This window comes from Xanthomonas sp. NCPPB 1068 (assembly GCF_041479385.2).
GTDB lineage: Bacteria > Pseudomonadota > Gammaproteobacteria > Xanthomonadales > Xanthomonadaceae > Xanthomonas > Xanthomonas cannabis.
This window is the reverse complement of sequence record NZ_CM192986.1, coordinates 2,519,778-2,540,624: the sequence shown is the minus strand read 5'-3', so window position 1 is coordinate 2,540,624 and position 20,847 is coordinate 2,519,778. Positions and strand designations below refer to the sequence as shown.

Annotated in this window: 20 protein-coding genes; 12 read left to right on the top strand and 8 right to left on the bottom strand. The window is 64.6% G+C overall.

The genetic code is table 11. The features are described from left to right. Position 1: 1 nt before the first annotated feature. The 4 genes from ACCQ12_RS10840 to ykgO all read right to left on the bottom strand — a co-directional run bounded on the left by ACCQ12_RS10840 (position 2) and on the right by ykgO (position 2,982). The gene (locus tag ACCQ12_RS10840; RefSeq protein ID WP_166748695.1) at positions 2 to 886 is read right to left on the bottom strand and encodes a carbon-nitrogen hydrolase; all 885 of its coding nucleotides are present in this window, start codon (positions 884 to 886) and stop codon (positions 2 to 4) included. Positions 887 to 1,001: 115 nt separating this feature from the next. Continuing rightward, positions 1,002 to 2,036: an agmatine deiminase family protein gene (locus ACCQ12_RS10835; RefSeq protein WP_372381696.1), complete on the bottom strand. Its 1,035-nt coding sequence runs from the start codon at positions 2,034 to 2,036 to the stop codon at positions 1,002 to 1,004. 227 nt (positions 2,037 to 2,263) lie between these two features. Next, a complete protein-coding gene (locus tag ACCQ12_RS10830; protein ID WP_349777324.1) occupies positions 2,264 to 2,605 on the bottom strand; it encodes a hypothetical protein in 342 nt (113 codons plus the stop codon). Positions 2,606 to 2,856: 251 nt separating this feature from the next. Then, positions 2,857 to 2,982, bottom strand: coding sequence for a type B 50S ribosomal protein L36 (gene ykgO / locus ACCQ12_RS10825; RefSeq protein WP_005913193.1), 126 nt, complete (start codon positions 2,980 to 2,982; stop codon positions 2,857 to 2,859). Positions 2,983 to 3,156: 174 nt separating this feature from the next. Between ykgO and cmk the strand changes: the two genes are divergently transcribed. From cmk to galU, 8 genes are all read left to right on the top strand, one after another. Continuing rightward, positions 3,157 to 3,840: a (d)CMP kinase gene (gene cmk / locus ACCQ12_RS10820; RefSeq protein WP_372381695.1), complete on the top strand. Its 684-nt coding sequence runs from the start codon at positions 3,157 to 3,159 to the stop codon at positions 3,838 to 3,840. A gap of 182 nt (positions 3,841 to 4,022) precedes the next feature. Beyond that, a complete protein-coding gene (gene rpsA / locus ACCQ12_RS10815) occupies positions 4,023 to 5,708 on the top strand; it encodes a 30S ribosomal protein S1 (protein ID WP_016903550.1) in 1,686 nt (561 codons plus the stop codon). Positions 5,709 to 5,796: 88 nt separating this feature from the next. Further along, complete coding sequence (locus ACCQ12_RS10810) at positions 5,797 to 6,108, top strand: integration host factor subunit beta (RefSeq protein ID WP_002805779.1); 312 nt, start codon at positions 5,797 to 5,799, stop codon at positions 6,106 to 6,108. Positions 6,109 to 6,175: 67 nt separating this feature from the next. Beyond that, complete coding sequence (locus ACCQ12_RS10805; protein ID WP_039409757.1) at positions 6,176 to 6,481, top strand: lipopolysaccharide assembly protein LapA domain-containing protein; 306 nt, start codon at positions 6,176 to 6,178, stop codon at positions 6,479 to 6,481. Between the two features lie 6 nt (positions 6,482 to 6,487). Then, positions 6,488 to 7,666: a lipopolysaccharide assembly protein LapB gene (gene lapB, locus ACCQ12_RS10800; RefSeq protein ID WP_039409755.1), complete on the top strand. Its 1,179-nt coding sequence runs from the start codon at positions 6,488 to 6,490 to the stop codon at positions 7,664 to 7,666. A 269-nt stretch (positions 7,667 to 7,935) separates the two neighbouring features. Beyond that, a complete protein-coding gene (locus ACCQ12_RS10795; RefSeq protein WP_372381694.1) occupies positions 7,936 to 8,910 on the top strand; it encodes an MraY family glycosyltransferase in 975 nt (324 codons plus the stop codon). Positions 8,911 to 8,923: 13 nt separating this feature from the next. Further along, positions 8,924 to 10,831 carry a polysaccharide biosynthesis protein gene (locus ACCQ12_RS10790; protein WP_039564076.1) on the top strand — a complete coding sequence of 636 codons (1,908 nt, stop codon included), beginning with the start codon at positions 8,924 to 8,926 and terminating at the stop codon, positions 10,829 to 10,831. Further along, entirely contained in the window at positions 10,831 to 11,724 is an 894-nt protein-coding gene (gene galU, locus ACCQ12_RS10785) for a UTP--glucose-1-phosphate uridylyltransferase GalU (protein ID WP_047694937.1), read from the top strand. The genes ACCQ12_RS10790 and galU overlap by 1 nt, the downstream gene beginning before the upstream one ends. A gap of 269 nt (positions 11,725 to 11,993) precedes the next feature. On the opposite strand, the gene ACCQ12_RS10780 is transcribed toward galU, so the two are convergent. Next, positions 11,994 to 12,329 (bottom strand): DUF1244 domain-containing protein, encoded by a 336-nt coding sequence (locus ACCQ12_RS10780; protein WP_372381693.1) that lies wholly within the window; start codon positions 12,327 to 12,329, stop codon positions 11,994 to 11,996. A gap of 49 nt (positions 12,330 to 12,378) precedes the next feature. Between ACCQ12_RS10780 and folD the strand changes: the two genes are divergently transcribed. The 3 genes from folD to guaA all read left to right on the top strand — a co-directional run bounded on the left by folD (position 12,379) and on the right by guaA (position 16,616). Further along, a complete protein-coding gene (folD, locus tag ACCQ12_RS10775; RefSeq protein ID WP_104579685.1) occupies positions 12,379 to 13,290 on the top strand; it encodes a bifunctional methylenetetrahydrofolate dehydrogenase/methenyltetrahydrofolate cyclohydrolase FolD in 912 nt (303 codons plus the stop codon). Positions 13,291 to 13,471: 181 nt separating this feature from the next. Continuing rightward, positions 13,472 to 14,929, top strand: coding sequence for an IMP dehydrogenase (guaB, locus tag ACCQ12_RS10770; protein ID WP_039409741.1), 1,458 nt, complete (start codon positions 13,472 to 13,474; stop codon positions 14,927 to 14,929). A 121-nt stretch (positions 14,930 to 15,050) separates the two neighbouring features. Then, entirely contained in the window at positions 15,051 to 16,616 is a 1,566-nt protein-coding gene (guaA, locus tag ACCQ12_RS10765) for a glutamine-hydrolyzing GMP synthase (protein WP_372381692.1), read from the top strand. A gap of 147 nt (positions 16,617 to 16,763) precedes the next feature. On the opposite strand, the gene ACCQ12_RS10760 is transcribed toward guaA, so the two are convergent. After that, positions 16,764 to 17,675 carry an AraC family transcriptional regulator gene (locus tag ACCQ12_RS10760; RefSeq protein WP_372381691.1) on the bottom strand — a complete coding sequence of 304 codons (912 nt, stop codon included), beginning with the start codon at positions 17,673 to 17,675 and terminating at the stop codon, positions 16,764 to 16,766. 155 nt (positions 17,676 to 17,830) lie between these two features. Here ACCQ12_RS10760 and ACCQ12_RS10755 point away from each other — a divergent pair, with 155 nt between their 5' ends. Then, a complete protein-coding gene (locus ACCQ12_RS10755; protein WP_166744387.1) occupies positions 17,831 to 18,589 on the top strand; it encodes an SDR family NAD(P)-dependent oxidoreductase in 759 nt (252 codons plus the stop codon). A 371-nt stretch (positions 18,590 to 18,960) separates the two neighbouring features. Here the strand turns inward: ACCQ12_RS10755 and ACCQ12_RS10750 are convergent, their stop codons facing one another. Together ACCQ12_RS10750 and ACCQ12_RS10745 are read right to left on the bottom strand one after the other, a co-directional pair. After that, positions 18,961 to 19,602, bottom strand: a complete 642-nt coding sequence (locus tag ACCQ12_RS10750) for a DUF8082 domain-containing protein (protein ID WP_372381690.1) — start codon at positions 19,600 to 19,602, stop codon at positions 18,961 to 18,963. Between the two features lie 43 nt (positions 19,603 to 19,645). Continuing rightward, positions 19,646 to 20,773, bottom strand: coding sequence for a Cache 3/Cache 2 fusion domain-containing protein (locus ACCQ12_RS10745; protein WP_372360657.1), 1,128 nt, complete (start codon positions 20,771 to 20,773; stop codon positions 19,646 to 19,648). Positions 20,774 to 20,847: the final 74 nt, after the last annotated feature.

Genomic DNA, 20,847 nt, shown 5'->3' with positions numbered 1-20,847 from the left:
GTCAGTCGATGTAGCGCTTGAGCAGGTCGCCGTACGCATCGATGCGGCGATCACGCAGGAACGGCCAGATACGCCGCACATGTTCGCTGCGCTGCAGATCGACATCGCAGATCAGCACGGTCGGGTCCTGGCCGGCTTCGGCAATGAATTCGCCCTGCGGCCCCAGCACATGGCTGTTGCCCCAGAACTGGATGCCCGAGGCACCCAGCGGCGAGGGCTCATGCCCGACGCGGTTGCACGACAGCACCGGCACCCCGTTGGCCACCGCATGGCCGCGATGGCTCAGGATCCACGCATCGCGCTGGCGCTCCTGCTCGGCTTGCTGGTCGTCCGGGTCCCAGCCGATCGCAGTGGGGTAGAGCAGCAGTTCCGCACCGGCCAGCGCCATTAACCGCGCCGCTTCCGGATACCACTGGTCCCAGCACACCAGCACGCCCAGGCGGCCGACCGAGGTGTCGATCGGCGTAAACCCCAGATCGCCTGGAGTGAAGTAGAACTTCTCGTAGAAGCCCGGGTCGTCGGGGATGTGCATCTTGCGGTACTTGCCGAGCAGGCGGCCGTCGGTTTCGAACACCACCGCGGTGTTGTGATACAGACCGGCGGCGCGGCGCTCGAACAACGAGGCCACGAGCACCACGCCGTGCTGCTTGGCCAGCGCTCCCAGACGGTCGGTGCTGGGGCCGGGAATCGGCTCGGCCAGGTCGAATTCGTCCACCGACTCGTGCTGGCAGAAATACGCACCGTTATGCAGCTCCTGCAGCAGCACCAGCTTGGCGCCCTGCGCGGCGGCTTCGGCCACGCGCGACTCGATGACGGCCAGATTGGCCTCGGCGTCGCCGTGGTTGCGCTCCTGGATCAGCGCGACGGAAAGAGGGTGACGGGACATGGCATCTCATCCTGCAAGGTAGCGCACTACGGTAGCGCGCCATGGCATAACACCGGCCTGCCGGCCGGAACAAGAAACGACGCGCTGCCTGGAGCAGCCGTCGGGTCGACAACGGTCAGGCGGCGAGCAGGCCGGCCGGCACCTGCATGGTCAGGCAATGCAGGCTGCCGTTCTGCCAGATCAGCGCGCGGCACGGCACTGCCACGATCTCGTGCTGCGGGAACGCCTGCGCCAGCACCGCCTGCGCCACCGTATCGGCCGGATCGCCGTAGGCCGGCATCAGCACCGCGCCGTTGACGATCAGGAAGTTGGCGTACGACGCCGCAAGCCGCCGGCCCTGGTGCAGGATCGGCTCGGCCCAGGGCAGCACGAACAGCCGATAGGGCTGGCCGTCGGCCTTGCGCAGGGCCGCCAGTTCATTGCCCATCGCCTGCAGTTCGGCGTAATGCGAATCGCCCGGCACATCGCAGCCCTGGTAGACGATCGCATCCGGGCCGGCAAAGCGCGCCAGCGTATCGATATGCGCGTCGGTATCGTCGCCTTCCAGGTAACCGTGATCCAGCCATAGCACGCGGTCCTGCGCCAGCCATGTGGCCAGATCGCTGCTCAGCGATTCGCGGGTGCGCTGCGGGTGGCGTTCGTGCAGGCACTTCCAGGTCGTCAGCAGGGTGCCGGCGCCGTCGGTTTCGATCGCGCCGCCCTCCAGGGCAAAGTCCACCGTCTGCACCGGCGCCGGCACAAACACCTGCGCGGCCTCCAGCGAGCTCACCAATTGATCGTCCAGGCTGGCCTCGAATTTGCCGCCCCAGCCGGTGAAGCGGAAATCCATCAGCCGGAAGCCGCCATCCTGGCGCAGCGTGATCGGCCCCGAATCGCGCAGCCAGGTGTCGTTGTAGGCAGCGACCACGAAACGCACGCGTGCCATGTCCACCCGCGCCGAACGCAGCCGTGCTTCGGCGTAGATCTGCAGATCGTCATCGGCCACGCAGATGACCACCGGCTCGAATCGGGAAATCGCCGTCACCAGCGCGATGTAGGTCTCTTCCACATCGGCCAGGCGCTCGGCCCAATCGGTACCGGCATGCGGCCACGCGAGCAGCACGGCGGATTGAGGTTCCCACTCGGCGGGAAAACGAAGACGGTCGGTCATGCCTGGCAATTACTCTTCTTGGTGTGCGGGCAGCCGCCCGCACGTTCATCGGTCTCCCGCAGGTAAGTGCGGGCTCTTGCAGCCCAGGCGTGCATGGACGCCCGGGCTTGATACAGATTCGCAGCAGCGCATGTCCGGCTGCTGACGGGCGCAATGCACGTCACGCCGCATACCGTGATGGCCGCAGGTGCGGCGCGCAGGCGCCAGCAACTGCGGCTGCGTCGTCGTCAACGGATCGGCGGCTTCGGCCCGATCTCGTCGGCATCGGCCTTGTTGGCCACCACGTCGATCACCTTGCTCTTTTCGAAGTACACGGTGAACGCCGGATACACCCAGCGATGGATGGTCGGCCACTGGCGCTTCTGCCCGCCGCGCGGGTCGAGCTTTTCCGTTGGCGCGCCGTAGCGGCCTTCGACCTGGCTCATGCTGTCACCACGCAAGGGCAGGGCAGCGGCAGGCTTCTGCTGTGCACGATCGACCAGCAGCGTATCGGCCGACGCGACGGCACTGATCCCCATCAGCGCGATTGTCAGCACGATCGGCGGCATCACAAACAAACGGTTGCGCATGTCATCTACTCCCCAGTGGACAAGATTTCAGATGGTGATTACAGCAAAAAACCAGGACGGCCGTTGCTGCGAGGCGGGGTTGGTCCGAGCGGCAGCGCAACGGGGCAGGCCGCGCGCCCATTCAACGTCGGCGATGGCTTGACTGGCCGAGGCCCGCAGCGGCTGCATGTAGCACCAGCCGACGTGAAGCAGCGGCCAAGAAAAAACCGCCCGGAGGCGGCTTTCTCGGGTCTTGCACGCGCCGTAAAGGCTTAGCGCTGACGCGCCTTGAAACGCGGGTTCGACTTGCAGATCACGAAGACCTTGCCGCGGCGGCGGACCACCTTGCAGTCGCGGTGACGGGTCTTCGCAGACTTCAGGGAGGACAGGACTTTCATGGCACACCTCGGTGTAAACGGTTGGGTTCGATGGAAGAGTGCCCGCGTTCGAAGGGTGCACTCGCAATTAAGCCGGCAATTCTAACCGGCTTTTCGTCGTGCTTTCAAGTGGTTGCAGCGCAATCGTGGCGCGCGGCGCTACACTACCGTCTGATGCCGCTCCCGGAAGCCTGAATGACCGACCTTTCACCCGTCCTCACCATCGATGGTCCCTCCGGCGCCGGCAAGGGCACGGTCAGCCGGATCGTTGCCGCCCGGCTGGGCTGGCACTATCTCGATTCGGGTGCACTCTATCGTGCGGTAGGGGTGGCGGCGAGCTGGGCCGATCTGGATGTCTCCGACCCGGCCGCCCTGGTGCGCTGCACCTTTGACACGAAGGTGGAGTTTCACGACGCGGGTGAGGCGGGCTTGCGGGTACTGGTCAACGGGGTGGACGCTACCGGCGAATTGCGCCTGGAAACTACCGGGGCGCTGGCCTCGGCGATCGCCGCGATCCCGGAGGTGCGTAGCGCGCTCAAGGAGCGCCAGCGCGCATTCAGGCGGGCGCCCGGGCTGGTCGCCGACGGGCGCGACATGGGCACGGTGATCTTCCCGGACGCCGCCTTCAAGGTCTTCCTGACCGCCAGTGCCGAAGAACGTGCGGGCCGTCGCCATAAACAGTTGATGGAAAAGGGTGTTTCGGTTATCTTTGACGACCTGCTGCGCGAGATCATGGCTCGAGATGCCAGAGATGCGCAGCGGGTGGTGGCGCCATTGCGGCCGGCCGAAGACGCCGTGCTGATCGATACCAGCGGAATCGGGATCGAGGATGTCGTCCAGCGTGTGGTTGCGGTGATCGCTGCCCGCACGCCGTCGTAAGCGTTCCGCAAGCGGGCCTGTCCCGCCGACCGTAAGGCGTTCCAAGGCTCCGTCGCGCATCCTGCGTGGCGGTTCTACTACTTCCAAACCGACTCGTTGTTGGGGTCGACCAACAGGCTGGGCGGTCCGTCTCTGTCGCAACCCGACGACCGGCGCCCGTGTGTTCAACTGAGTAAATCCAAATGACAGAATCTTTTGCTGAACTGTTCGAAGCCAGTCAAGCCAATCTGGCGAAGCTGAAGCCGGGCTCGATCGTCACCGGTACCGTCGTGGAAGTGCGCGGCGACGTGGTGGTGATCAACGCTGGCCTGAAGTCCGAAGGCATCGTGCCGATCGAGCAGTTCCGTAACGACGCTGGCGAGATCGATGTGGGCGTGGGCGACCAGGTCAAGGTTGCGCTGGACTCCATCGAAAACGGCTTCGGCGAAACCGTGTTGTCGCGCGAGAAAGCCAAGCGCGCGATGGTGTGGGACGAGCTGGAAGAAGCGTTGGAAAAGAACGAAACCATCACCGGCCGCATCAGCGGCAAGGTCAAGGGTGGTTTCACCGTGGACATCAAGGATGTCCGCGCGTTCCTGCCCGGTTCGCTGGTGGATGTGCGCCCGGTGCGCGACCCGGCCTATCTGGAAGGCAAGGAACTCGAGTTCAAGCTGATCAAGCTGGACCGCAAGCGCAACAACGTGGTGGTCTCGCGTCGTGCAGTGGTCGAGAGCGAGCACTCGGAAGAGCGCGAGCAGCTGATGGACAAGTTGCAGGAAGGCGCGATCCTGAAGGGTGTCGTCAAGAACCTGACCGATTACGGCGCATTCGTGGACCTGGGCGGTATCGACGGCCTGCTGCACATCACCGACATGGCCTGGAAGCGCGTGCGCCATCCGTCCGAAGTCGTCAATGTCGGCGACGAGCTGGACGTGCGCGTGCTGAAGTTCGATCGCGAGCGTAACCGCGTCAGCCTCGGCCTGAAGCAGCTGGGCGAAGATCCGTGGGACAACATCGCACGTCGTTACCCGGCCAACAGCCGCGTGTTCGGCAAGGTCTCCAACGTCACCGATTACGGCGCATTCGTCGAGATCGAGCCGGGCGTCGAAGGTCTGGTGCACGTCTCCGAGATGGATTGGACCAACAAGAACGTCAACCCGTCCAAGGTTGTGCAGGTTGGTGACGAAGTCGAAGTGATGGTGCTGGATGTCGACGAGGAGCGTCGCCGCATCTCGCTGGGCATGAAGCAGGTTGCCGCCAATCCGTGGGAAACCTTCGCTGCCACCCACAAGAAGAACGACAAGGTGTCCGGTCAGATCAAGTCGATCACCGACTTCGGCATCTTCATCGGTCTGGACGGCGGCATCGACGGCCTGGTGCACCTGTCCGACATCAGCTGGAACACCACCGGCGAAGATGTCGTGCGCAACTACAAGAAGGGCGACACGCTGGAAGCCGTCGTGCTGGCAGTTGACCCGGAACGCGAGCGCATCAGCCTGGGCGTCAAGCAGCTGGAGCAGGACCCGTTCGGTCAGTACATGGCGTCCAACCCGAAGGGTTCGAAGGTCGAAGGCGTGGTACGTGAAGTGGATGCCAAGGGCGCCACGATCGACCTGGCCGATGGCATCGAAGGCTACGTCGCTGCACGCGACATCGCCAACGAGCGCGTCGACGATGCGACCCAGCACCTGAAGGTCGGCGACAAGATCGAAGCCAAGTTCGTGGGCATGGACCGCAAGGGCCGCACCCTGCAGCTGTCGATCAAGGCCAAGGACGATGCCGAAATGCGCGAGACGCTGGAGGAATATCAGTCCTCCGCCGCGTCGGGCGGCATGACGCAGCTGGGCGCGCTGCTGCGTGCACAGTTGAACAGCAACAAGTCCGAGTAAGCGCGTAGCGCTCTCGCGAGCGTGATGGATCGGCCCGGGCTTGCCCGGGCCGATTCCGATGTGTCAGTCGAAAAAAGCAAGTCTTCCCATGACCAAGTCCGAATTGATTGAAATCCTGGCGCGACGCCAAGCGCATCTGAAGTCGGACGACGTGGATCTGGCAGTGAAATCGCTTCTGGAGATGATGGGGCAGGCGCTGTCCGATGGCGATCGGATCGAAATTCGTGGCTTCGGCAGTTTTTCGCTGCATTACCGTCCGCCTCGTCTGGGACGCAATCCCAAGACCGGTGAATCGGTTGCGTTGCCGGGCAAGCATGTTCCCCACTTCAAGCCAGGCAAGGAATTGCGTGAGCGCGTCAGCTCCGTGGTCCCGGTCGATCTGGCCGATGCGGCGGACTGACGACGGCTCTTCCGCTGCGTTTATGTCGGCTCGGTTAAGCTAAGCCCCTTCCCGACGGAGTCTCGCGATGAAGGTGTTTCGCTTGTTGGTGATGTTGGCTTTCCTGTTGGTCGGTCTGGTCATCGGTGCCGTCAATTCGCAGGACATCACTCTCGATTTCCTTTTCTCCAGTGTGCATACCACCTCCGGAGTCGCGATCATTGCCGCGCTGCTGGTGGGTGTGTTGATCGGTGCCGGCATGGTGCTGGTCAGTGTGGTCATTCCCCTCTATTCCAAGCTGCGCCAGGCCAACAAGGCTGTTGCGGTCAGCCGCGCCGACGCCGGGCCGATCACGCCCGCCGCCGTCGAGCCGCGCCCCCTCGATGGACTCTAAGCACGTATGGACTTCCTGACCGAGTGGTTCTGGTTTTTCCTGTTTCTACCGCTGGCGGCATTGAGCGGCTGGATCGTCGGTCGACGCGGTGGTCAGCGCCACGGCGATACCCAGGTCAGTCGTCTGTCCAGCACGTATTTCCGCGGTCTGAACTATCTGCTCAACGAGCAGCCGGACAAGGCGATCGAGCTGTTTCTGCACATCGCCGAATTGGACAAGGAAACCTTCGAGACGCAGGTGGCACTGGGCCACCTGTTCCGCCGTCGTGGCGAGGTGGATCGCGCCATCCGCCTGCACCAGGGGCTGGTGCAGCGCGCCGACCTGACCGACCAGCAGCGGGTGCAGGCCTTGCTTGCGTTGGGCGAGGACTACATGAAGTCCGGTCTGCTGGATCGCGCCGAAACGGTCTTCACCGAGCTGGCGCAGCTCGATCAGCGTGCTCCGCAGGCGCTGCGTCATCTGATCGGCATCTACCAGGCCGAGCGTGACTGGGAAAAGGCGATTGACAACGCCACCCGCTATGAAGAAGTCACTGGCGAGCCGATGGGCAAGCTGATCTCGCAGTTCGAGTGCGAGCTGGCCGACCGCTACCGCGGATTGGGCAAGGCCGATGAGGCCCTGCAGGCGATTGCGCGGGCCTATCAGGCAGACGGTACGTCGGTGCGCGCCGGCATTCTGGAAGGGCGCATCGAAGCCGAACGCGGCCACGACGAAGCCGCCGTGCGCGCGTTCGAGCGCGCGGCCCGGCATGATCCGGAGTACCTGCCGGAGATCATCCCGGCGCTGATGGCCGCGTATCGCCGCGTCGGCGATATCGCCGGCGCGCGTAATTTCCTGTCGGAGATGACCGAGCACTATCGCGGCATCGCCCCGGTGCTGGCTCTGACGCAGTTGATGGAAGCGCAGGATGGCGTGGCGCCTGCGCTGGCGTATCTCGGCCGCCAGCTCAAGGATCGGCCCTCGGTCCGTGGCGAATCGGCCTTGATCGACCTGACGCTTGCCGAAGGCAGCGATCCGGTGGGCACCTTGAACGATCTCAAGCACATCACCGACCAGTTGCTGGTGCGCAATCCCAGCTACCGCTGCACGCGTTGCGGGTTCGGCGCAAAGACCCACCACTGGCAGTGCCCGAGCTGCAAGGAATGGGGCACGGTCAAGCCGCTGCTGAACTACGCGGTGGTGTAAGGCGTGTTGGCGCGATCCAGGCAACCGACCTCCGGCCTTGCCCAGTCCTCGTGGGCGGGCGTTCGCGCCATGCGTGGGCGGGGCCCTGCGGTGATCCGCGCGGCTCAGGGCTTGCGCGTGCGGCCCTCCACCATCAATGGCAGCCTGCAGTCTGGCTCGCTCCGCACTGAAACAGCGAGCATGTGGCCCGGCTGCTATGCCAGGGCCAGCGGCACCGTTTTGATGCAGCCGCCACGTGCCCGTGGCGCGCACTGTGGTGAGCCCCGCTGATGCTGCACGATTGGCTCTGGTGCGCGCTGCACCTGGTGGTCGCCGCGGTTGGCACGTGGCTGCTGCGGCGTTACGCGCTGCACCGCCGTCTGCTCGACCATCCCGGCGAGCGGCGTAGCCACGTCGTGGCCACGCCGCGCGGCGGTGGCATGGCGATCGTCGTGGCCATTTTGCTGGGCTGCGTGGCGGCGGGGGTGGCATGGCCTGGCGTACGCACGGTGGTCGGCTGGTTTGCGGTCGGGTTGATCCTGGTGGCGGGAGTGGGTTGGTGGGACGACCATCGCCCGTTGTCGGCCCGGGTACGTTTTGCCATCCACCTGATCGCCTCCGCATCGCTCGGGCTGCTGGTCTTTCATTCCACCGGCGACGTTCTGGACGGCATCCTCAGCGCGGCCGCATCGGTCGTGCTGATCAATGTCTGGAACTTCATGGATGGCATCAACGGCCTGGCCGCCAGTCAGGCGGCACTGGCCGCGCTGGCCTTCGCTGCCGTGGTCCCGAATGGGTGGTCCTTGGCCGGCCTGGCAGTGGCAGCGGCGTGTCTGGGCTTCCTGCCGTTCAACTTCCCGCGCGCGCGGATCTTTCTCGGCGATGGCGGTAGCGGTGCATTGGGGTATGTACTGGCCGCGCTGCTTGCCCTGAGCGTGGCGGGCGGGCAACTCAGCTGGTGGATCGGCTGGCTACCGTTGACCGTCTTCCTTGTAGACGCCGGCTTCACACTGCTGACTCGCATGCTCGGCGGTCAGCGGTGGTGGGAGCCACATGCGCAGCATGTCTATCAGCGCCTGGCGCGCCGTCTTGCGACACACGTTCCGGTTACTGGTGTTTACTTCGCTTTCAGCGTCACTGCCGTCTGCTTGTTTGTGTTAATTCGTCATGATGCTTTCTGGCAGCAGGTTGTCGCCGCGCTCGTCTGGGGCGTTGGCGTGACTGCCATCTGGTTCTTTCTGCGCGATGGACTGCGCAATTCCTGAGTAACGGATTCCTATGATTTCCTGGCGTGACCGTTTGACCAAGGCGCTGCCGCAAGTGGCAGTGGTGGTACACGACCTACTGATGGTCTGGGTGTGCTGGCAGCTGCTGCACGCGGGCCGTTATTCGATGCTGCGCGAGGCCCCCGATCTTCCCTTGTGGGACTGGCGCACCGGCGTGGTGCTGGTGGCGCAGGGACTGGTGTTCTGGAAGATGGGGCTGTACCGCGGACTGTGGCGCTTCGCGTCGGTGCCCGACCTCTGGAACATCTTCAAATCGAGCTTTCTCGGGCTGGTGGCCATCGTGCTGGCGCTGTCGTACGACCGCCTGGATGGGGTGCCGTTGTCGGTGCTGGTGGTGTACCCCTTCGCCCTGTCGGCGCTGCTGGGAACGCCGCGCCTGCTGTATCGCGCCTGGAAGGACTACCAGATTGCGCATTCCGGCGATGCCGCGCAGCGCGTGTTGATTCTGGGTGCCGGGCGCGCCGCCGAAGGCCTGGTGCGCGATCTGCGCCGCACCGGCACCTTCGTGCCGGTCGGCTTTCTGGACGATGCGGCCAACCTGCACGGCGCCAAGATCCAGGGCCTCAACGTGCTGGGCAATTTGGATGAAGCTGCCTCGATCGCCAAGGAAACCGCTGCCAAGCTGCTGGTGATCGCGATCCCGTCGCTGGACGCCTCCGGCATGCAGCGCGTGGTGGCGATCTGCGAAAGCACTGGGCTGCCTTTCCGTATGGTGCCCAAGCTGATCAATGTGCTGGAAGGGCGCTCGCTGCCGGGCGAGCTGAAGGAAGTGGCGATCGAGGACCTGCTCAATCGCAAGCCGGTCACGCCCGACTGGCGCCTGATCCGCGACTGGCTGACCAACAAGACGGTGATGGTGACCGGCGCCGGTGGTTCCATCGGCTCGGAAGTCTGTCGGCAATGTGCGCGCCACGGTGCCCGTCGCATCGTGTTGCTGGAGATCGACGAGCTGGCCCTGCTGACCATCGACTCGGATCTGCGCCGGCTGTTCCCGGACATTGAGGTGGTGCGCGTGCTTGGCGATTGCGGCGACCCGGCGGTGGTGGCGCATGCCTTGAGCACTGCGGCGCCCGACGCGGTGTTCCATGCCGCCGCCTACAAGCAGGTGCCGTTGCTCGAAGAACAACTGCGCGAGGCGGTGCGCAACAACGTGCTGGCGACGGAAAACGTCGCGCGCGCCTGTCAGCGTGCCCGCATCGAAACCTTTGTCTTCATTTCCACCGACAAGGCGGTCGAACCGGTCAATGTGCTCGGTGCGAGCAAGCGCTATGCGGAGATGATCTGCCAGAGTCTTGACGCGCGTGATGCACCGACGCGCTTCATCACGGTGCGCTTCGGCAACGTGCTCGATTCCGCCGGCAGCGTCGTGCCATTGTTCCGCGAGCAGATTCGCCAGGGTGGCCCGGTTACGGTGACGCATCCGGATGTGACCCGCTACTTCATGACCATCCCCGAAGCCTGCCAGCTGGTGATCCAGGCGGCGGCTTCCGCCTCGCATGGCGCGATCTATACGCTGGACATGGGCGAGCCGGTGCCGATCCGTTTGCTTGCCGAACAGATGATCCGTCTGGCCGGCAAGCAGCCGGGCAAGGATGTGGCGATTCTCTATACCGGCTTGCGCCCGGGCGAAAAGCTGCATGAGACGCTGTTCTATTCCGACGAAGACTACCGTCCCACCGCGCACCCGAAGATCCTGGAGGCCGGCGTGCGCGAGTTCTCGCACGAGCAGGTACTGCAGCTGGTGACGCGTTTGCGTGAGGCGGTTAATCGCTATGACATCAAGGCAATGGAGACTGTGTTGGGCAGCCTGATGCCGGATTTTGCGGCTGCTCGACGGAAAGTCGACGCGCGATCTGATACGGTCGTTCCATTCCCCGCACGTGAGGTCAGAAGACTGTAATGAGCCAGCGTATTCGCAAGGCCGTATTCCCCGTCGCAGGTCTTGGGACCCGCTTTCTTCCGGCCACCAAGACGGTGCCGAAGGAAATGCTGCCAATCATCGACAAACCATTGATCCAGTACGCCGTCGACGAGGCCATCCAGGCCGGGTGCGATACGCTGATCTTCGTCACCAACCGCTACAAGCACTCGATTGCCGACTATTTCGACAAGGCCTACGAGCTGGAGCAGAAGCTCGAGCGTGCAGGCAAGCTCGAGCAGCTGGAGCTGGTGCGCCACGCGTTGCCGGAGGGCGTTCGCGCCATTTTCGTGACGCAGGCCGAGGCATTGGGTCTGGGCCACGCCGTGTTGTGCGCCAAGGCGGTGGTCGGCGACGAGCCGTTCGCCGTACTGCTGCCGGACGATCTGATGTGGAACCGCGGCGACGCCGCGCTGACCCAGATGGCCGACGTGGCAGAAGCGTCGGGCGGCAGCGTCATTGCGGTGGAAGATGTTCCGCATGACAAGACGGCCAGCTACGGCATCGTGTCCACCGACGCGTTCGACGGCCGCAAGGGCCGCATCAACGCGATCGTGGAAAAGCCCAAGCCGGAAGTGGCACCGAGCAACCTGGCCGTGGTCGGCCGTTATGTGCTCAGCCCGAAGATCTTCGATCTGCTCGAGTCCACCGGTGCGGGTGCGGGCGGCGAGATCCAGTTGACCGACGCAATCGCCGAACTGTTGAAGAAAGAGCAGGTCGACGCATTCCGTTTCGAGGGCCGTCGTTTCGACTGTGGTGCCCACATCGGCCTGATCGAGGCGACTGTGCACTTTGCCCTCGAGCACGAAAAGCATGGTGGCCCGGCGAAGGAAATCCTGCGCACTGCGCTGGCTCAGGCGGATGCACGCGGCTGAGGTCTTGCAGCAAGTGCTTTGAGAAACGGCGCCCTTGGGCGCCGTTTTTTTTGGGCCAGCGTGTCGCGCCGTGCCAAACGCAGGCTGGCAACCATCGAGGTGAGTTGTCCTGGCTTGACGGGGCAGGGCAGCGGTTGCGACGTCATGGAACGCCACGATCTGCGCAGCGTCGCAGGAACCGTTAGCAGGGTTTTGGCGGCAGCTCAGTGCTGCCGGCGGCGGCATACCTGCAGCGCGACCGGTGTGCCTGTGCCCGTGCCGCGGCGATGTCAGGGCGCGTGCTTGCGTAGCGCAGCGGCGAAGGCCTCCAGCTGCTCGGGCGTGGCATCTTTTTGATGCTGCTGCTTCCACTGCGCAAACGGCATGCCATAGACCGCCTCGCGTGCCTGGTCCTTGCTCATCGGCTGCCCCTGCGCTTCGGCCGCTTCGCGGTACCAGTCGCCCAGGCAGTTGCGGCAGAAGCCGGCAAGAATCATCAGGTCGATGTTCTGCACATCGGTGCGATCCTGGTTGAGATGCTGCAGCAACCGGCGAAATGCGGCCGCCTCGATAGCCGTGGTGGTCGGGTCGTTGCTCGAGGTGCTGATGGGAGTGATGTCGCTCATGACGGAATCGGGGACAATGGACGGCCTTCGACTCTACACCTGACGCCCCATGACCGCTTCCGCGCCAGCTGCTTCCGCTCCGGCCCGCCTTCTCGATGGCCGGCGCATTGCCGAGGAGTTGCTCGACGGCCTGAAGCTGCGGGTGGATGCGCGCGTGGCCGCCGGCAAGACACGGCCGGGCCTGGCGGTGGTGCTGGTGGGCGGCGATCCGGCCTCGTCGGTGTATGTGCGCAACAAGCGGCGTGCGGCGGAAAAGGTGGGCATCGAGGCCTTCGACTACGACCTGCCGCAGGGCACCAGCGAAGCAGAGCTGGCGGCACTGATCGACGAGCTCAACGCCGATCCCAAGATCCACGGCATTCTGATCCAGCTACCGTTGCCGGGCATTCCAGATGCCAACCGGCTGATCCAGCGGATCGACCCACGCAAGGATGTGGATGGCTTCCATCCGCAGAACGTCGGTCATCTGGCATTGCGCGAATTCGGCCTGCGCCCGTGCACGCCGCGCGGCATCGTGACCCTGCTCGGGCATACCGACCAGCCCGTGCGCGGGCGCAATGCCACCATCGTTGGCGTGAGCAACCACGTAGGCCGCCCGATGGGGCTGGAGTTGTTGATTGCCGGTTGCACGGTGACCAGCTGCCACAAGTTCACTCCGGCCGACGTGCTGGAAGCCAGCGTGCGCAATGCCGACATCCTGGTGGTGGCGGTGGGCCGGCCCGGGCTGATCCCCGGCGAATGGGTCAAGCCGGGCGCGGTGGTGATCGATGTCGGCATCAACCGGCTCGAGGATGGACGCCTGGTGGGTGATGTCGGCTTCGACGCCGCCGTGCAGCGGGCCGCGTGGATCACTCCGGTGCCGGGCGGGGTCGGGCCGATGACGGTGGCCACGCTGATGCAGAACACCATCGAGGCCGCTGATGCGGCCGGGAGTGGGGATTCGGGATTGGGGATTCGTTAAAGGCAACGGCAAAGCGCATGCGTCGGCCAATCCGGATTGCGTCAAGGATCGGCGGGCATCGGCATCCTAGACGAGCGGCGGGGCGGTGCGGGACGGCGCCTTTGCCAATCCCGGATCCCGATTACCCACTCCCGGCCCCAATGCGTTAAAATGCCGCGCTTCCCCAAACTCGGGTCCGCCGATGCTACGCATCCAGGCTGAAGCTCTTACCTACGACGACGTCTCGCTCGTCCCCGCCCATTCGATCGTCCTGCCCAAGGATGTCAGCCTGGAAACCCGGCTGACCCGCGATCTGCGTCTGAAGCTGCCGATCCTTTCGGCCGCGATGGACACGGTGACCGAGCACCGCCTGGCGGTGGCCATGGCCCAGCTGGGCGGCATCGGCATCATCCACAAGAACCTGACCCCTGCGCAGCAGGCGGCCGAAGTGGCCAAGGTCAAGAAGTTCGAGTCCGGCGTCATCACCGAGCCGTTCACGGTGAGCCCGGACACCACCATCGGCGAGGTGATCGCGCTGACGCGTGCGCGCAACATCTCCGGCGTGCCGGTGGTCGATGGCAGCGAACTGGTCGGCATCGTCACCAGCCGCGACATGCGCTTCGAGAAGAAGCTGGACGATCCCGTCCGCCACATCATGACCAAGAAGGATCGCCTGATCACCGTGCGCGAGGGCGCCAGCGACGAGGAAGTGCTGGAGCTGCTGCATCGCAACCGCATCGAAAAGATCCTGGTGGTCAACGACAGCTTCGAGCTGCGTGGGCTGATCACGGTCAAGGACATCCAGAAGAAGACCGACAACCCCAACGCGGCCAAGGACAGCGCCACGCGACTGCTGGTGGGTGCGGCCGTGGGCGTGGGCGGTGATACCGAACAGCGCATCGAGCTGCTGGCCGCCGCCGGCGTGGACGTGGTCATCGTCGACACCGCGCACGGCCATTCGCAGGGCGTGATCGATCGCGTGGCCTGGGTCAAGAAGACCTACCCGCAGTTGCAGGTGATTGGCGGCAACATCGTCACCGGCGATGCCGCGCTGGCGCTGATGGACGCTGGCGCCGATGCGGTCAAGGTCGGCGTGGGCCCCGGCTCGATCTGCACCACGCGTGTGGTCGCAGGTGTGGGCGTGCCGCAGATCACCGCGGTGGACATGGTGGCCGAAGCGCTGCAGGACCGGATTCCGCTGATCGCCGATGGCGGCATCCGCTATTCCGGCGACATCGGCAAGGCGCTGGTGGCTGGCGCGTCCACGGTGATGGTCGGTGGCCTGCTGGCAGGCACCGAAGAGGCGCCGGGCGAGGTCGAATTGTTCCAGGGCCGCAGCTACAAGAGCTATCGCGGCATGGGCAGCCTGGGTGCGATGGAGAAGGGCTCCAAGGACCGCTATTTCCAGGACGCTTCCGACGCCGACAAGCTGGTTCCCGAAGGCATCGAAGGACGTGTGCCGTATCGCGGCCCGGTCGGCGGCATCATCCATCAGCTCATCGGTGGACTGCGCGCGACCATGGGCTATGTGGGCTGCGCCACCATCGAAGAGATGCGCACCAAGCCCAAGTTCGTCAAGATCACCGGCGCCGGCCAGCGCGAGAGCCACGTCCACGACGTGCAGATCACCAAAGAGCCGCCGAACTATCGCGCTGGATAATTGGGAATGGGGAATCGGAACTCGGGAATCGTAAGAGCCCGCCGCTTCCTCGTCCGATGGTGGCTGGCGCCACGTTTGCTGTTGCGATTCCCCAATCCCGATTCCCGATTCCCGGCTCTCAATGACCAACATCCATAGCGACAAGATCCTCATCCTCGATTTCGGCGCGCAGTACACGCAGCTGATTGCGCGGCGCATTCGCGAGCTGGGGGTCTATTGCGAGATCTGGGCATGGGATCACGATCCGTCCGAGATCGCCGGCTTTGGCGCCAAGGGCATCATCCTGTCCGGTGGGCCGGAATCGACCACGCTGCCGGGCGCGCCGGTCGCGCCGCAGCAAGTGTTCGACAGCGGTTTGCCGGTGTTCGGCATCTGCTATGGCATGCAGACGTTGGCCGCGCAGTTGGGCGGTGCGACCGAAGCCGCTGATCAACGCGAATTCGGGCATGCCGAGGTGGACGTGGTGGCGGCCGATGCGCTGTTCTCCGGCCTGACCGACCACGCCGGCGCGGCGCGCCTGAATGTGTGGATGAGCCACGGCGACCACGTCTCGCAGGTGCCGCCGGGTTTCACTATTACCGCCGTGACCGACCGCATCCCGGTGGCCGCGATGTCCAACGAAGACAAGCGCTGGTATGGCGTGCAGTTCCATCCGGAAGTGACGCATACCTTGCAGGGCCAGACCCTGCTGCGCCGCTTCGTGGTGGATGTGTGCGGCTGCCAGACGCTGTGGACCGCGGCCAACATCATCGACGACCAGATCGCCCGCGTGCGCGAACAGGTGGGCGATGACGAAGTGATCCTGGGCCTGTCGGGCGGTGTGGATTCGTCGGTGGTTGCGGCACTGTTGCACAAGGCGATCGGCGACAAGCTGACCTGCGTGTTCGTCGACACCGGCCTGCTGCGCTGGCAGGAAGGCGACCAGGTGATGGCGATGTTCGCCGAGCACATGGGCGTCAAGGTGATCCGCGTCAATGCCGCCGACCGCTATTTCAGTGCGCTGCAGGGCGTGAGCGATCCGGAAGCCAAGCGCAAGATCATCGGCAACCTGTTCGTGGAGATCTTCGACGAAGAATCCAACAAGCTGGCCAATGCCAAGTGGCTGGCGCAGGGCACGATCTACCCGGACGTGATCGAGTCGGCCGGCAGCAAGACCGGCAAGGCGCATGTGATCAAGAGCCATCACAATGTCGGTGGCCTGCCCGAGCACATGAAGCTGGGCCTGGTCGAACCGCTGCGCGAGTTGTTCAAGGACGAAGTGCGCCGCCTCGGCGTCGAACTCGGGTTGCCGCGCACGATGGTGTATCGCCACCCGTTCCCCGGTCCCGGCCTGGGTGTGCGCATCCTTGGCGAGGTGAAGCGCGAATACGCCGAGTTGCTGGCCAAGGCCGATGCGATCTTCATCGACGAATTGCGCAAGGCCGATCTTTACGACAAGACCAGTCAGGCATTCGCGGTGTTCCTGCCGGTGAAATCGGTCGGCGTGGTAGGCGACGCACGCGCCTACGAATGGGTGGTCGCGCTGCGCGCGGTGGAGACCATCGACTTCATGACCGCGCATTGGGCGCACCTGCCGTACGACTTCCTCGGCACGGTGAGCAACCGCATCATCAACGAACTGCGCGGCGTCTCGCGCGTGGTCTACGACATCTCCGGCAAGCCGCCGGCGACGATCGAGTGGGAGTGAGGGCCGTCTGGCCCTGACCAGCGTTCGCTAGCCCCAGCACACTGAAAGCCCGCTTTATGCGGGCTTTCGGCTTTCAGCACAGCGTTCCGGGCAGGGATTGATGCGTAACGATCTGCCTGCAATCAGGCTACGTCGCGCGGCAGGCACTCACGGTGCGGAGTGGGGCCGGGTGGAGGAGCCGATCGCCTGACGCACGGCGCGGACATCGCGTGCGGGAGGCGCGCCGAACTGGCGGAGATATTCGCGGCTGAATTGGGAGGCGCTCTCATAGCCGACGGCGAAGGCGACATCGGACGCGCGATGCTCGCCAGCGAGCAGAAGCTGGCGCGCTTCCTGCAGTCGGAGATGTTTCTGATACTGGATCGGGCTCAGGCCGGTCAGCAACAGAAAGTGGCGATGCAGACTCGCCCGGCTCATGCCGCTTGCCGCGCACAGTGCATCGATGCGCAGCCGTGCATCGAAATTGTCCCTGATCCAGGCCACCGCGCGCCGGATACTGCCGAGTGCGCCTTCGGGCTGGGCGATCTGCCGTAGCAGGCGGCCTTGCGGGCCTTGCAGGAGACGATAGAGCAATTCGCGCTCGAGCATCGGAGCCAGCACCGGGATGTCGGCGGGTGTGTCCAGCAGGGACAACAGCCGCAGCAAGGTGTCGCGGAGGGTGGGCGTCATGGGATTGACGGCGATGCCGATGCCCTTCTGTTCGCTCTCGCGTACCGGCGGCATGGTCGCGGCCAGCTCCGCCAGCACGGCCGGATCCAGCACCAGCGACACCGCAACGTAGGGCTGCCCGTCCGGGGCATCCAGAATCTGGCCGATCAACGGCAGATCCAGGGCACTGATCAGATAATGTTCGTTGTCGTAGCTCAGCAAGGCGTCGTTGAGCGCGACGCGCTTGGAGCCCTGCAGGATGAAACAGATCATCGAGCGATACAGGCATGGCGCCTGGTCCGTGGAGCCTTGCCCCACGCACAGGTCCACCCGCGGAATAGGGGTGGAGGTCAGGCCCGGCGGGGCATGGCGCAGGGCGATCTGAAGGTGGGGTACCAGGGCGTGCTGCATGCAGCGATTATGCCGGGGGCCGACCGCCGTACAAGATGCCTGAGACAATCGGGCAATGAATTGAGCGCATCAGGCGTGGGTTGGTCGGCGCTCGTTGCCTATCGTGGACGGGTCGAAAAGCGCCGACAGGCGCACCCATCCAGCAGAGACCACGCATGACCCCTCAGATCGCACTCATCACCGGCGCCAGCCGCGGCCTTGGACGCAACATGGCGCTGCACCTCGCCAGGCGCGGTGTCCACATCATCGGTACCTATCGCAGCGGCGCCGCCGAAGCGGACACGCTGACGCACGAAATCCAGGCGCTCGGCGGCAAGGCGGCGATGCTGCCGCTCGATATCACCGACATTTTCAGCTATCCGACCTTCACCACTGCAGTGGCCGAGACGCTGAAGGCCGAGTTCGGCCGTGAGCGCTTCGATTTCCTGGTCAACAACGCCGGCAATGGTCTGTTCTCGAACTTCGTGGACGCCACCCAGGCGCAGTTTGCGTCGCTGGTGGAAACCCATCTGCGTGGCCCGATCTTTCTGACCCAGGCGCTGCTGCCGTTGCTGGAAGACGGTGGCCGCATCCTGAATGTCTCGTCCGGCTTCGTGCGCTTCACCCTGCCGGGCTACGGCATCTACGCAGCGGTGAAGGCAGCCATCGAAGTGCTGACCCGTTACATGGCGGTGGAGCTTGGTGCGCGGCAGATCCGCGTCAACGCCATTGCGCCCGGCGCCATCGCGACCGATTTTGGCGGTGGCGCGGTGCGCGACAACCAGGATGTGAACGCCTATGTGGCACAGGGTATCGCGCTGGGACGTGTGGGCTTGCCGGACGATATCGGCGGCGCAGTGGCGGCGATCCTGTCCAATGACATGCACTGGGCCAACGGCACCACCTTCGACATTTCCGGCGGCCAGCTGCTCTGAGCGGAAATGCCACTCGTCCCTGCCAGTCTAACGTTGGGACCGCATGCCCGCGCCAGCAGGGCACAGGTTGGTAAGCCGCCGTCGCGGCCACGGTGCTGCACGTGGCCGCGTGTCGTTGGACAAACAAGTGATGCAGAACGGCAGCGGCTCGCCCTCCGTTCTGCATGACCTTGCCGTTGTCACTTCGATGCGATGGCGTGGCGTACCGAGATGCGCGCTGCGTTCGTCTGTTCTGGGCTGTGGAGACCGATCTGGCTGCATCGGTGGCTGAAGCGTCCCGCTGATCAAGTGCTGCCGCGGGCTTTGTCGCTGCTGGCGCAGCCACCGTGAGCGATGCCCGGACCAGATTGCCGGACGCGACGGCGCTTGCCTCAGCGCACCTTGGCCAGTGCCACGCGGGCATCGGCCATGAACTTTTGCGCTTCTTGCGGCGTAGCCAGGTTGGCGCCGAGCTGGCTGAGGACCTGTTCGATATCGCTGGAGGCTTCCCAGGCTTCGTCGCAGAGCATGCCGGCGATCGGGCCGAGATAATTCAATGCGACCTTTTCCAGCGCATCGCGTACCTGGTCGTCCGGTGCGCCCGCGCCGTCAGTGGCCGAGGGTGCAAGGGTTGACGGGGCAGGGGCCTGCGCTGCGATCGGTGCCGGCGCAACCGGCGCCGCTGCGGGCGCGACCGGTGCACGGGCTGGTGCCGGTGCACCGCCCAGGTCCTGCTCGAAACCGCCCATCAACCACTGGCGGGAGTCTTCGCTCAGCAGCGACGGCTTGCCCATGCCGGCGCCGGGGTCGACCTGAAAGCGGGCCTTCGCCGCACCGACCATGGTGAGGCGTTGCACGGCCTCGTCATTGCGCAGCATGCGGAAGACCACTTCTTCGATCTGCCCGGCATTGATGCGAACGATGCAGGAATGATTTTCTTCGGTGACGACAAACAGAAAGCCGGACGCCTTCTTCAATGCCAACGCCCTGAGCTCGCGCAGGACATCGATCAGCGGACGGAATTCAGTGGACATGGCGTCTTCCTTGCATCATTTGGTACGGGTCAGGTGAAGCGGCTCAGCGTTTGCTGAGGCGCTCCATGGCCAGCCGGACACTGTTGGACAGGCGGGAAATGGCGCGCGCCAGGGTACCAATTTCATCCTTGAGGTTGACCTCGTCGATGGTGTGGTTCCACTTGCCCAGGCTCAGTTCTTCGGCCACGGTGGTCAGATGCTGGATGGGGCGCAACACGCGGCTCCAGATCAGCGCCCATTGCAGGCCGAGCAACAGCGCGCACACCAGCAGGCCGATGCCGGCAATCCACAGCGACTGACGCACGATCACGCCATTGACGTCGCTCTTGGGATACGCCGACACCAGGGTGAAGCCCCAATCGGGCACTTCCTGCTTGGTCACGACCCAGTCGTCCGGGCTGTCCTTGACGATGCGCTCGATGGTGGCGGTGTCGGTGGTGGCGCCGGTGGTGGACTGGAAGCGCAGCTTGTTCTTGCTGTCGAATACGGCGATGAAGCCGGAGTCGAGCACGCGGCGGCTGCTGACCACGTTTTCCAGGGCCTGCGTGTCGGCCTTGTAACCGACGTACCAGGCGCCGATGACGCGCTTGTCGCTGCCGGCGAAGATCGGCTCGTAGCCGGTGACGTACGGGTTGCCGAGGATGTCGACCACGCCGTAGAAGCTTTCGCCATTGCGCAGCTTGGCGGCGGCCTGGCCGTTGGGATCGAGCACGGTGCCGATGGCGCGGCTGCCGTCGTCCTTCTTGACGTTGGTGGAGATGCGCACGAAGTCGTCGCCGGTGCGCGAGAACAGCGTGGCGGTGCCTTCGTGAATGGCGGTGACGTCGTCCAGCATGGTGAAGACGTTGGCCTGCGGGCGCTGGCCCAGCAACAGGTCGTTGGCATTGCGATCGGCGACGCGGATCTCGCTGCCCACGCTCGGTGCACCCTGCGCATTGGCTTCCTTGCGCAGCTGGCGCATGGAGGAATTGACACGGTCGAGCATCATCGAGCGGGTGACCGCGAACAAGGTCTGCAAGGACACCGACTGGCGCTCGATCGAGTCGCCGGCTTCGAACTTGACCCGGTTCGCTTCGGTAATGGCCAGAATGACCGTCAGTGCCACCACCACGACCAGCACCAAGGCCAGCACCGGCAACAGCAGGCGCACCCGCAAAGAGTGACGAAGCATCGCAATTCCCCTGAACGCGTTTAAATGATTGAAACGATGGCCGCCGCGGCGTCGTGCGGCGGTCGGACGTAGCC